The sequence below is a fragment of the Gilvirhabdus luticola genome (assembly GCF_040117515.1).
In the GTDB taxonomy this organism is placed as follows: domain Bacteria; phylum Bacteroidota; class Bacteroidia; order Flavobacteriales; family Flavobacteriaceae; genus Gilvirhabdus; species Gilvirhabdus luticola.
Map to the genome: position 1 here is coordinate 457,400 of NZ_JBEEEN010000002.1, position 12,845 is coordinate 470,244.

10 protein-coding genes are annotated in these 12,845 nt (G+C 34.5%); 9 read left to right on the forward strand and 1 reads right to left on the reverse strand.

All coding sequences use genetic code 11. The features are described from left to right. The first annotated feature begins 4 nt into the window (after positions 1–4). Together AAFP94_RS06595 and AAFP94_RS06600 are read left to right on the forward strand one after the other, a co-directional pair. The gene (locus AAFP94_RS06595; RefSeq protein ID WP_316661742.1) at positions 5–922 is read left to right on the forward strand and encodes a hydroxypyruvate isomerase family protein; all 918 of its coding nucleotides are present in this window, start codon (positions 5–7) and stop codon (positions 920–922) included. Between the two features lie 10 nt (positions 923–932). After that, complete coding sequence (locus AAFP94_RS06600) at positions 933–2,372, forward strand: Gfo/Idh/MocA family protein (protein ID WP_316661743.1); 1,440 nt, start codon at positions 933–935, stop codon at positions 2,370–2,372. 262 nt (positions 2,373–2,634) lie between these two features. On the opposite strand, the gene AAFP94_RS06605 is transcribed toward AAFP94_RS06600, so the two are convergent. Next, the gene (locus tag AAFP94_RS06605) at positions 2,635–3,678 is read right to left on the reverse strand and encodes a fatty acid desaturase family protein (protein WP_316661744.1); all 1,044 of its coding nucleotides are present in this window, start codon (positions 3,676–3,678) and stop codon (positions 2,635–2,637) included. Between the two features lie 803 nt (positions 3,679–4,481). Here AAFP94_RS06605 and AAFP94_RS06610 point away from each other — a divergent pair. The 7 genes from AAFP94_RS06610 to AAFP94_RS06640 all read left to right on the forward strand — a co-directional run bounded on the left by AAFP94_RS06610 (position 4,482) and on the right by AAFP94_RS06640 (position 12,675). Continuing rightward, positions 4,482–6,179: a tetratricopeptide repeat protein gene (locus AAFP94_RS06610; protein ID WP_316661745.1), complete on the forward strand. Its 1,698-nt coding sequence runs from the start codon at positions 4,482–4,484 to the stop codon at positions 6,177–6,179. Beyond that, on the forward strand, positions 6,179–6,835 hold the full coding sequence (locus tag AAFP94_RS06615; protein WP_316661746.1) for an SCO family protein: 657 nt from the start codon (positions 6,179–6,181) through the stop codon (positions 6,833–6,835). The genes AAFP94_RS06610 and AAFP94_RS06615 overlap by 1 nt, the downstream gene beginning before the upstream one ends. A 209-nt stretch (positions 6,836–7,044) precedes the next feature. Further along, on the forward strand, positions 7,045–8,565 hold the full coding sequence (locus tag AAFP94_RS06620; protein WP_316661747.1) for an amidase: 1,521 nt from the start codon (positions 7,045–7,047) through the stop codon (positions 8,563–8,565). A 191-nt stretch (positions 8,566–8,756) separates the two neighbouring features. After that, a complete protein-coding gene (locus AAFP94_RS06625; protein WP_316661748.1) occupies positions 8,757–9,506 on the forward strand; it encodes a trypsin-like peptidase domain-containing protein in 750 nt (249 codons plus the stop codon). An 84-nt stretch (positions 9,507–9,590) separates the two neighbouring features. After that, positions 9,591–10,334 carry a DUF6090 family protein gene (locus tag AAFP94_RS06630; protein ID WP_316661749.1) on the forward strand — a complete coding sequence of 248 codons (744 nt, stop codon included), beginning with the start codon at positions 9,591–9,593 and terminating at the stop codon, positions 10,332–10,334. 176 nt (positions 10,335–10,510) lie between these two features. Then, a complete protein-coding gene (locus tag AAFP94_RS06635) occupies positions 10,511–11,569 on the forward strand; it encodes an alpha/beta hydrolase family protein (RefSeq protein WP_316661750.1) in 1,059 nt (352 codons plus the stop codon). Positions 11,570–11,880: 311 nt separating this feature from the next. Then, positions 11,881–12,675, forward strand: coding sequence for an alpha/beta hydrolase (locus AAFP94_RS06640; protein ID WP_316661751.1), 795 nt, complete (start codon positions 11,881–11,883; stop codon positions 12,673–12,675). Positions 12,676–12,845 lie beyond the last annotated feature (170 nt).

Genomic DNA, 12,845 nt, shown 5'->3' on the forward strand with positions numbered 1-12,845 from the left:
TATCTTGAAACGTCGTAATTTTTTAGAAAAAAGTTTACTTACCACATTAGGTGTTTCTGCAACGCCTTTGTTTGCAAATTCTATCACTTCTGATAAAAAAATTACTTCAACCTTTAAATTAAAATTCGCGCCTCATATTGGAATGTTTAAGCACCATGCTGGTGATGATATTTTAGATCAAATTCAATTTATGTCTGATCAAGGCTTTACAGCTTTTGAAGATAATGACATGAAAAAAAGATCTATAAAAACACAAGAAGACATTGGCAAACTTTTACATAATAATAATATGGAAATGGGTGTCTTTGTAGCCCACAAAATTTATTGGAACCGACCCAATCTGACTGCAGGAAACATAGATTTAAGAAATGAATTCTTAAAAGATATAAAAGACTCTGTAGAAATTGCAAAAAGAGTCAATGCCAAATGGATGACTGTAGTTCCTGGTTTTGTAGATTTAAGCAAAGACCTCAATTATCAAACTACAAATGTTATTGAAGCTTTAAAAAAAGCTTCAGAAATTCTTGAGCCTCATGGATTGGTTATGGTTTTAGAGCCTTTAAACTTTAGGAATCATCCTGGTATGTTCTTAACAGGTTCGGCTCAAGCTTATCAAATTTGTAAGGCTGTAAATTCTTCGTCTTGTAAAATACTATTTGATGTTTATCATCAACAAATTCAAGAAGGTAACTTAATACCAAATATTGAAACATTTTGGGATGAAATAGCATATTTTCAAATTGGTGACAATCCTGGAAGAAATGAACCAACAACAGGAGAAATAAATTATAAAAACATTTTTAAATTTATACATAACAAAGGTTACAGTGGTATTTTAGGTATGGAGCATGGAAATTCTCAAAAAGGTAAAGAAGGAGAACAAGCCATAATTGAAGTCTACAAAAGCATCAGTGAATTTTAAATAAATAACTATGAAAAATAAACACACTAGCAGAAGATCATTTGTAAAAATGACCACATTGAGTACCGTTGGCATTTCAATAATCCCAAGGCATGTTATGGGAAAAGGGTTTATTGCACCTAGCGACAAACTAAATATAGCTGTTATTGGTGGTGGTGGCAAAGGTTATTCTGATGCGGTAAACGCCTGGAATAATGGTGCTTCTAACATTGCTGCAATTTGTGATGTGGATTGGAATCAGGCTTCAAGAGCGTTTGAAAAATTCCCAAACGCAAAAAAATACAAAGATTTCAGAAAAGTACTGGATGAGGTGAAAGACATCGATGCAATTACAGTTTCAACACCAGATCATACGCATGCCGTTATTGCTATGACAGCCATAAAATTGGGCAAACACGTCTATGTGCAAAAGCCCTTAACCCATAATATTTATGAAGCGAGAATGCTTACAGAAGCGGCAAACAAATATAAAGTGGTTACCCAAATGGGAAATCAAGGTGCTTCAAGCAAAGGTGTAAAACAAATGATATCTTGGTTTAACGAAGGTTTGATTGGAAAGGTAAATAAAGTTCATGTATGGACCAATAGACCTGTTTGGCCTCAAGGTATTGCAACACCAACAGATAAACCTGAAATGCTGGATGGTTTGGATTGGGATACTTGGATTGGACCAGCCAAAATGGTAGATTACCATCCGTTATACCATCCTTTTAAATGGCGTGGTTGGTGGAATTTTGGCACGGGTGCTCTTGGCGATATGGCTTGCCATTTAATAGATCCTCCTTATAGGGTTTTGGGTCTTGGCTACCCTACAGAAGTAGAAAGTAGTGTTGGAGCTGTATTTAAACGAGATTGGTCTCCAGAATATTTCCCTGAATCATGTCCAGTTTCGTCGAGAACTCAATTAACGTTTCCAGCATCAGATAAAAACCCAACCAGTTTAAAAATGACCTGGACCGATGGTGGTTTAAGACCCTTTCATCCAGATTTAATTCCAGCAGACCACCCAATAGGTGATGAAAATAGTAGTAATGGTGTTATCATGATAGGTGAAAAAGGTATTATGACTTGTGGTACTTATGCCAGAAACCCAAAAATATATTTTAATAATGGTGGCGTTTTGATTCCTGCAGCCGCAGTAAACGAGGATACCAGTCTTCCAGAAAATGGACATCAAGTCGCTTGGGTTGAAGCCTGCAAAGAAGGTTTCAAAAAAGACAAACATAATGCGCTAACGTCCTCGTTTGATTATGCCGGACCGCTTACAGAAGCCATTTTAATGGGTAATCTCGCAATTAGAAGTTATGATTTGCGCGAGAAAGCTGGAAATGGTTTTGAGTATCCTGGTCGTAAAAAATTACTTTGGGATGGTACCAGTATGAGAGTTACCAATTTTGAACCAGCCAATCAGTTTGTAAAAAGAGAATATAGAGAAGGCTGGAGTTTATAAAATTTACTTACATATTGCCTCCAATAGCTTTAATTCAGACAAGAATCCTATTGATTTGTAAGAATTTTATTTAATTTTAACCGAATAAACATAATGGATATAAACACAATGTGTTTATTCCTACGTTAGCCTTCATTATTACCAACCGTTATCCAATGATAAAGTTTTATATAAAAATTAGACAAAATTGTTGACTAAAAATAAAATAAGCTATTACCTTTTTTATGCAATTGAATTAATAATCCGATAATTAATAAATAGATCACATGCTAGCTAATGTTGTTGATGGATTTCTCTCATTGCCCAACTCTTTTAACCTTCGAAAGTGAGAGGCGAGTGCACTAAAAACATTAGGCTTCAAATTATAAGTGAACCCATATTCTTCAGAAGTTTTTTTAATAATATCGGCAATCGCAGGATAATGCACGTGGCATATATTTTGAAAAAGGTGGTGCTCAATCTGATAATCCAGCCCACCAATATACCAACTGAATAGACCATTCTTTCTTCCAAAATCAGATGTGGTACGAAGTTGGTGTACCAGCCAGTCGTTTTTAATTTGTTGGTCTTCTTCGACAAGAAGTTGATCCGTACCTTCAACCACATGTGCCATTTGAAATACGGTGCTCATAATCATACCAGCAGTTATATGCATGGCAACAAAGCCAATTAATATTTGCCAAAAAGAAAAATCTGTAAAATATAAGGGTAGACCAATAATAACAGCAAAGTAGATGACCTTAATGACTATAAGCTTCACCAGTTGCCATATAGGATTAACATTTTGCTCCTTGGTAATACCTTTTTTGTTATACTCCAGTAATACTCCAATTTCACCAAACAATCTTGCAAATGTCATGAGTCCATATAGTGGAAAAGCATAAAAATGTTGGTAACGGTGATACTTTTTAAGTGGGCTATATTGACATAAACGAATAATCTTTAGGTTAGAAATATCAGGGTCATAATTATAAATATTAGTAAACGAATGATGTTTAATATTATGCTGTATTTTCCAATTAAAAATATTACTACCCAAAAGGAACATGGTAGACGAAGCGAGGTTATTTACCCATTTTTTTGAAGAATAGGCATGATGTACCCCATCATGCATGATTGACATCCCTACGCCTGCTTCGCCTATACCCATGATAACAGCTAAACCCAAAGCTGCCCAAGGTGATACGGATTTGGTGAGCAGCATTATAAAAGGCACTAAATAAACACCTAAAATAACAACCGACTTCAGATACATACTAAAATTACCATAAATAGACTTATTATTATCCTTGAAATAAGAACGCACCCGTTTTCTAACCTCATAGGCAAACTCCCGTTCCTTATTGTTTTGCCTCACAAACTTAACGCTTTCCATTATTCTTGATTAAATTAATTTTACCCTTACAATTTATTTAAAATCGACTATATGAGGAAATGATTTTTGTCAGTTTCAATAAAAAAATTGGAACTCTAGGCTTATTAAAAAGGAATTACAAAAATAACGAAAGGCTAACACCGTGTATAAAACATAGCTATTATAGGCTTTCCGAGAGGTTTTTGTATATTTACAAAGTACGCCAAATTTTTTATTTGGTTATATTTATAAAAGAAATTTAAACATAAAAATAAAAAATTCGGCTCGTGTTTAATCCAAAAAGTTAGTGTCTTTTTATACGCTACGTTTCATACACAAGACCGTTAGAGCACATTCAGCTGAAGCTGACTTGTGTTGCTACTTGCTTCGCACTTCCGCCCCACAAGTGAAATGTGCTCTAAAGACCTGCTAAACCAAATTGTTTAAAGCTTATATACAAACCACAGCTCCAGCTGACGGACTCAAGTCCTTAACGAGCCATAACAGTAGCTAAAAGCAATTTGGATCTGCTTCTTGAACTCCCAATCTAATAAATTTATCAACTAACGGTAGCTGCGCTACCTTGTCGGTAAACAATGATTTGGGACCCAAATAACAATATCTGTCATTTTCACAAATCATTGTTGCTTAAATTTATTATCTTTTCGTTCGCAAAGCAGAACTGCGTTTAGCAGGTCGTTGTACCCAATAGTATAATACAAATACCTTTAGAATAAAAAGAGTACCTTCATAGCATGAAACATTCTAACAAAGTATTTATTTTTACAATTACAATTCTACTTTTTTCACTAATAGCCTGCAAAAACAAACAGCCAAAACCAAATCCTGGACTCGCATCAATTGATTTACTTCGTGGTGATATTTTGTTGTGTGGTAATCCGCAATTTGGAGATGTAAGCTTTTCTTTGGAATGCAATTACGATACTAGAAAGGCTTTTGACTTGGCAATTTCTTTATTGCACTCTTTTGAATATGACGAAGCAGAAAAAGCATTTGTTAAGGTCATTGATGCTGATCCGGAATGTGCAATGGCATATTGGGGTGTGGCAATGAGCATTTATCACGAACTTTGGGCTCCTCCAGGTCCGAAAGAATTGGAAAAAGGTTCAAAGCTTCTTGAAATTGCTGAAACTTTACCAAAATCTGAACGTGCGAAGGATTATTTGGACGCTATTGGGGTATTTTATAAAGATTGGGAAACCCTTGACCATAGAAGCAGAGAGCTCTTGTATGAGGAGAAAATGGAACAGGTTTATTTAAACAATAAGGATGATATTGAAGCTGCCGTGCTATATGCCCTATCATTAACATCTTCTGCCGACCCGAATGATAAAACCTATAAAAATCAGCGGAAATCGGGAGCGATATTAGAAGAACTTTTCATAGAATATCCAAACCATCCCGGAATAGCTCATTACATCATACACACCTATGATTATCCTGAAATTGCATCACTAGGTCTCACCACCGCCAGAAGATATGCTGAAATTGCTCCATCATCTGCTCATGCACAACATATGCCATCACATATTTTTACTCGTCTCGGACTCTGGGAAGAATCGGTAAAAACCAATTTAAATTCGTCATCTTCGGCTATTTGCTATTCAGAAAGCGTGTCTGCAGAAGGGCATTGGTCTCAAGAGATACACGCGATGGATTACCTTGTTTATGCCTATTTACAATTAGGAGATAGTAAAAAGGTGGATGAACAAAACGATTATATGAAATCGATAAAAAAATCTTTTCCATCAAATCATTTCGCCGTAGCATATACTGCAAATGCCATACCGGCACGTATAGCACTTGAGAATAGAAATTGGAATGAGGCTGCAAACCTAAAATTACCCACTTTGGAATTTGAATGGGATAATTTTCCTTGGGAAAAATCCATCTTACATTTTGCCAGAGCATATGGCTCTGTGCGTTCCGGAAATATTCCTGCTGCTGAAAAAGAGCTCGAAATAATCAAAACTTTCCATCAACAACTTTTAGATGTAAACAATGCTGAATCCATATATAAAGCTGGGCAAGTTCAAATTGAAATAAAAATAATCGAAGCCTGGACCGCATTGGCAAAGGGCAATAACGAGGAAGCTCTATCCTTAATGAAACTCGCTTCCGAATTGGAAAGTAAAACATCAAAGCACCCCGTTACACCAGGTGAAGTATTACCCGCGGATGAACTATTAGGCGATATGCTGTTACTATTAAATAAGCCTGAAGAGGCGTTAACAGTATATGAAGCAAACCTTGAAGGCCATCCAAATAGGTTAAACGGCCTTTATGGTGCAGCAAAAGCAGCCAAACAATCCGGCAACGAAGAAAAAGCCGTTTTGTATTTTGAAAAACTACTGAAATTAACTGAAAATTCGAATAGTGACAGACCAGAACTAAAAGTGGCCAAAGAATTTATCTCTTTAAAAACAATCTAATGAGAGACAGAATGAATAACCCAAGAGAATTCTTCCGCATTTTTAGCACCCTTATTTTTTTTGCATTAATTTCTTGTGACCAAGGATCTGAAAGGCAACTGCCTATTTATAATCCCTCAGACTTTAATCCCGATTTAGTTGATAAAAGTCTTCGAAATAAAAGTAAATATCACACTGTTTCCGATTTTTCACTCACAAATCAAAATGGCGAAATAATTTCTCAAAAAGATTATGAAAACAAAATTTATGTAGTTGATTTCATTTTTACACGTTGCGAGACTATTTGTCCAATTATGACAGCTAATATGGAGGAAATTCAAAATAAATTCAAATATAACAAAGAACTCCTGCTTTTGTCACTATCTGTGACCCCCGAATTAGATAGTGTTTCAGTTTTACGAAAATATGCGAATGATAATGGCGTAATTGATTCCAAATGGAATATAACAACAGGTGATAAAAAACACATTTATGGATTAGCAAGGAAAAGCTATTTTGCTGTTGTTACACGAGGTGATGGAGATTTACAAGATTTTATTCATACACCAAACTTTATATTGGTCGATAAGAAAAAACAGATAAGGGGAATTTATGATGGAACTGACAATAATGAAATAGTTCAACTTATTAAGGATATTGAAAATTTAATAAACTGATTTATAGAAATAATAGTTGAGTTTACTGGGTACAACAATGTATATAAAAAATAGGCGAAACAGTAATAATATCAAGGCTTTTGGCTCGTATCAAAATTTGTGCTTAACCGAAAGTTCAGTGCTTCGTAATCGCCTACTTTTCATATACTAATCGTTGTAGCTAATTTGATGAAAAACAATAAAAACTAACCTTAAAATTTAAATTTCTAATGAATAATTCGAAAAATAGTATTTCCAGAAGAGAAATGTGTTCCTTAATTGGATTAGGTATTGTTGGGCTTACACTTCCTTTTGGTTGCAGGTCTTCAGCTAAGAATTTTAATTTAGCAAATATTCATTTTAAAAATCTCTATGAGGTAGCTGATCTTATTAAAAATAAAACAATTAGCTCAGTTGAATTGACTCAATTAATGTTAGATCGTATAGAAAGTATTGACAAAAGATTGCATAGTTATATTACTGTAATGAGTGAATATTCATTAAAAAGAGCTAAAATGGCTGATGAGCAGTTATTAAAAGGGGATTATCTTGGTCCTTTACATGGTGTCCCAATTGCAGTAAAAGATTTAGTCTTTACAAAAAATGCTCCAACAACTGGAGGTCTTTCTTTTTATAAGGACTTTGTTCCTGAATATAATGCGACGGTCTTTGAAAAATTAGAGAATGCTGGAGCTATAATTCTGGGTAAATTAAATCTTACTGAAGGTGCTATGGCTGGATATCATAGTGACTTTGAAATTCCTATAAACCCATGGGAAGAGCAACATTGGGCTGGCGCTTCTTCAAGCGGTTCTGGTGTAGCCACTGCCGCTGGACTTTGTTTTGGTTCACTTGGTACAGATACTGGAGGCTCTATTCGTTTTCCTTCAATGGCAAATGGCGTTGTTGGACTCAAACCAACTTTTGGCAGAGTTAGTAAATATGGTGTTTTACCTTTAAGTGATTCTCTTGATCATGTTGGTCCACTTACTCGATGTGTGAAAGACGCGGCTATTATGTTTGATGTAATTAGTGGTTATGACGAAAAAGATCCAAACTCTATAAATAAACCTGCTTCAAATTTAAGTGCTGAACTAACAAAGGGAATAAATGGCCTCAGAATAGGATTGGATGAAAGTTATATTGCGGATGGTGTTGATAAGGAGATTGTTGACAGCATATTGAATGCAGTTGATAAATTAGAGGAATTAGGTGCAGAAATTGTAAGATTTAAAATTCCTTGGGACAAAAATGCTCTGGGTGGAATTTGGTTTAATGTCTGCACACCAGAGGCTGCGGTTGCTCATAAAATTAATTATCCATCAAAAGAAGATTTGTATGGACCATATTTTCGTGATTTCCTTGCTTATGGTAAATCTGTATCTAAAAAAGATTACGAAGATGCCAAATTAGCTAAAGAAACATTTAAGGAGGAATTTTTAAAAATATTTAAGAATGTTGATGTTATAGTGGCTCCTGCAGGAACTTTACCAGAAGGGATTACTCATGAAATTCAAAGAGGAGGTATGGAAGCTTTTAATCCTTATGTAGCAGCTGCTAATATGCACTTTACTATATCTGCTAATCTTTCAGGAACTCCTGCAATTACATTTCAATGTGGAAAATCGAATGAAGGATATCCTCATAGTTTACAACTAATGGGAGCTCCATTTAGTGAATCTATTTTATGCAGATTAGGTTATGAATTTGAACAAGCCACAGAATGGCATAAACGGCATCCAGCAATTTGACCATTCTTACAAATATGAAAACTAGCTACAACAACGTATATAGTTCATTGCTTTTGATTTTCCTAATCGGAAAATCCTTGCGCCGAACTATTGCCAGTTTTATTTGCTAAATTAGTGACTAAACCAACGCAACAAACCATACACAAACCGTTGGCGACAATAAATGAAAAAGTTGTTTAAACATGAATACAATGAAAGTTAGAAACATAGTTTTGTCATTATTCCTATTGACCTTAATAGTAAGTTGCTCCACAGTAGAAAAACTTCATAAAAAACCTATAGGACTCATTAATAGTGTTACTTATTTGGATTCATCGTTTAACAACCCAAATGCCGCCAATGGTTTTTTAGTCAACTATGAAAACCAGACCTATGGTATCACAGCCAAACATGTTTTGGTGGTGGCAAAAACAGAGGAAATGGAGTTCATTGACTTTGAAGGAGGCTTAAAGGAATGGAAAATGCATCCAAAAAATGATACCACTAAATATATTGTTATGGACAAGTTATTAAACTCCAACAGAAAGGATTCTCTTACATGGAGTTATATGTCTAATAACCGAGACAGTTATGAAGATTGGTTAATTTTCTCAGTCAAAGAAAACAAATCAAAGTATAAACCTCTAAAATTTAGAAGTAACCAGCTCATGAAAGGTGAGAATTTATATGTAATTGGCTGGTCTTATTCGGATACTATAGGACCACAACGTGTATATGAGTACATATACGAGAAAACAGAAAAAAATTATCATCATCTGATACAAAAAAATGGCCCTACTAGTTTAGCGGGCTTAAGTGGGGCTCCGATAGTAGATGAGAAAGGGAAATTAGTGGGTCTAGTGTCTTCAGGAGGGAAAAATGTAAAAACAAAAGAGGTAATTTTATTAGCCACACCTGTAAAAAATATGCTTGAGTTTATTAAAGAAGTAAATAGAAGCTAACATTGTATATTGAGCATAACACCCTGCAGGATGCAAGGCTCAATATAATAACCGTTGTGCTTCATTATAACCAACCATTAACCAATGATAAAATTCTTTAGAAAAATTAGACAAAAATTACTCACTGAAAATAAATTAAGTAAATATCTAATTTACGCAATAGGCGAAATAATTCTAGTCGTCATTGGAATTTTAATTGCTTTGAGTATTAATAATTGGAATGAAGATAGAAATAACAGAAAGTTAATAACTGTTTACAAAAAAAGTTTAATAGAAAACCTTGTTCAAGATAGCATTGCCATAGCTAATGGAATTAATATTATCAATTCTGAAATAACAAAAATTGAACAATTTGAAAAAAGAGTTTCTAATTCTCAAGAACCATTAGATACAATTCTTAAAATTGCTCGTTTTGAATATGAATTTCGCATTTCTGTTAATAATCACTTCGAAAAAGTCACATATGAAGTGCTTAATTCTACTGGACATATTGGTTTATTCACTAATAAATTGACAAAAAAAATGAAAGAATTAAATAGTTTACAAGATCGTGCTATATACAGTGCCAATCAATCTTTTGAATCCTATAGAAACAACCTTTCGAATTATTCACATAAGTATCCATTCTCTTTTAGAAATAATTTAATCAAAAATAACACCAGAGCTGCTAGCGTAGTTTGGAATAATATTTCTAAATCTGAACACGCAACAGAATTTAATGCATTGATTATTGCAAAAGGAGATGTATACCGACTTGCTTTAGGCCATTTACCAGATTTAAAAACAAAAACAAATGAATTACTTTCTGAACTTCGAAAACATAAATAACGTAAGCACAACAATGGCTATAAGTAATTGCTTGTATTCGCCTACTTCTGAAAATCCTCGCGGATTTTCTATTCGGTTTTTATTTGCTAAATTAGTTGCTTACACACGCAACGTATCATATACAAAACCGTTGGTGTGTATTACAAACATGAACACTATAACATCTCCTAATAAAAATGAAAAGAGTGCTTAAATCAAGATGGTTCTTAATTCCAGCAGCATTAATTCTCTGCCTCTTGGCCTTTTTAAAATACTATTATTCATTTGATGGAAGGGTTCAAAAAGTCACTTTTACAAGCAATAACCATGAGATCGAAGGTGCAATTATCAGACCTAATAAAGAAGGACCTCTCCCTGCAGTTGTCATACTTCATGGTTCTGGTGGAAGCCATCAGGAATATAACAAGATGTTTAATAAATTACATGCAAATGAATTCACTAAAAGGGGGTTTGCTGTTTTGTGTTATACAAAAAGAGGTTCGGGTAAGAACAATGTGAACTATGACCATGTGGACTTTAATGACCTTATAGGCGATGCCCTTTCTGCGATAAACTTTCTCAAAACCCAACCAGATATTGACCCTAATAATATTGGTATTTTTGCATTGAGTGAGTCCGGTTGGTTTAGCCCAGAGATTGCTGAAAAATCAGGTAGTATAAAATTTATCATTAATCGAGTAGGAACGCCATTGGATTGGCGTAAAACGGTGATTCATGAAGTGAGAAAAGAAGTTGAAAATCACGGATTAACTGAGCAGGAAATTGAAGAAGTAATAGTTCCTATTACTTTGCGTAGATGGCAATTCTATATTGATGCGAGCAAGAATAACTCGGCTGTTGAGAAGGAGAGAATTGCTATTAATAAGCAGCTCAAGGAAATGAGCACCAATGAAAGGTTCTCTGGATTATTTGCAGAAAAATTACCCGAATTCGATGCGAAAATTTATGCTGCCAAGGCTCAAAAATACAGCTATGATCCTGGCCCTTTTATAAAACGAATTAATATTCCCATGCTTTATATCCTCGGAGAAACGGATATTAACATTCCTACGGTTGAAACAATTGAAGAATTAGAGATGCTCAAAGAATCCTACCAAAAGGACATAACAATAAAAACGTTTCCAAACACAGGTCATTACATGTATAGGTATGATTCATTGCCAATTGAAGGTTTATACCAAGAAGGCTACCTTGATTTAATTGGCAATTGGGCTAAACAACAAGTAAAGAATTAACACACACCAACAATGTATATAAACCATTAAAACGGTTTATATACTAGATCGTTGTAGGTAATTAAAACCATCATTATAAAAAAAATCTATATTCTTCTTTTCTCAATAACTCTGATAAGCAATTGTTTTGCTCAAAAGGCTGACCTAATCCAATCAGAAATAAATGTTATTGAAAATGGTTTGATTAAGAACATTCATGTGGAATATTCTATCTGTGATTTATTTGCTAAATTAGTTGCTTAACCACGCAACTAAACATACACAACAACGTTGGCAAACATTAAATAAACACATGAATTAAAAATAGTAATATGACTAAAACAGATTTATTAATCTATTCATTACTTTCTCTATTCCTGTTAATATACACTTCCGTTCAAGCACAAAATGATACGATACAACAAAATTCAGTTTTATGGAGTAAAGTAGAGGCCTTTACACCTACGATAGTAAAACTTCCGGATAATTATAATTCAACTAAAGAGCATACTCTTATTATCGGGCTGCATGGCTATAGTGGTACTGCAGAAGGTCAATTAAGGTGGTTGAGCAAGCCCTTTATAGAGGCTGGGTTTATTTATGCAACTACCCAAGCTCCCTACCCAGTACTACATGAGAATGGGAAGTTGGCTTATGAGTGGTTTCTCTATGATATCTCATCCCCTATTATGCTTGAAAGACCTGCTTCTGATTTGGAAAAAAAAGCCATGCGAACATCCACAGAAAATCAAATGGGACAAGTGATAGACGATTTAAAAGATAAATATAGTGTAAACAAAATATATGTTGCAGGCTTCTCCCAAGGTGGAATTATAACCTATCTAACAGGTATCCATCATCACGATAAAATAGACGGTATTATTATTTTCAGTTCGGTAGTAGATAAGGATTGGTTGGGAAATGATAATATTGAAGATGGAAAAGGAGTAAGAACTCTGATAATTCAAGGAGAACATGACAAATTAGTTCCGATTGAGTTAGCAGAAAATGGCCGCGACTTATTGATTAAAAACGGTTACGATGTAACGTATAAGAAATTTAATGGAGAGCACACCATACCTATGCATCTTATGGACTTTGTAATCGATTGGATAAAAAAAGAATAAATAAAACGTTTGCCAACACCGGCTATAGATCATTGAGGCGGAATTACCAGTCGGAAAGTCCTCGCAAATTTGCTATCTTCGGTTTTGCTTGCGCCAGTTCGCTTTGCTCGTGTCGACATAAAATCCTCGCGGATTTATCCGCAACGAAACCATAGCCAAACCGTTCTTTA

Bases quoted from the DNA above. Each gene is read 5' to 3' on its own strand.
- AAFP94_RS06640 (WP_316661751.1), top strand. From the start codon at position 11,881: ATGACTAAAACAGATTTATTAATCTATTCATTACTTTCTCTATTCCTG.
- AAFP94_RS06635 (WP_316661750.1), top strand. From the start codon at position 10,511: ATGAAAAGAGTGCTTAAATCAAGATGGTTCTTAATTCCAGCAGCATTA.
- AAFP94_RS06610 (WP_316661745.1), top strand. From the start codon at position 4,482: ATGAAACATTCTAACAAAGTATTTATTTTTACAATTACAATTCTACTT.
- AAFP94_RS06620 (WP_316661747.1), top strand. From the start codon at position 7,045: ATGAATAATTCGAAAAATAGTATTTCCAGAAGAGAAATGTGTTCCTTA.
- AAFP94_RS06630 (WP_316661749.1), top strand. From the start codon at position 9,591: ATGATAAAATTCTTTAGAAAAATTAGACAAAAATTACTCACTGAAAAT.
- AAFP94_RS06625 (WP_316661748.1), top strand. From the start codon at position 8,757: ATGAAAGTTAGAAACATAGTTTTGTCATTATTCCTATTGACCTTAATA.
- AAFP94_RS06600 (WP_316661743.1), top strand. From the start codon at position 933: ATGAAAAATAAACACACTAGCAGAAGATCATTTGTAAAAATGACCACA.
- AAFP94_RS06615 (WP_316661746.1), top strand. From the start codon at position 6,179: ATGAGAGACAGAATGAATAACCCAAGAGAATTCTTCCGCATTTTTAGC.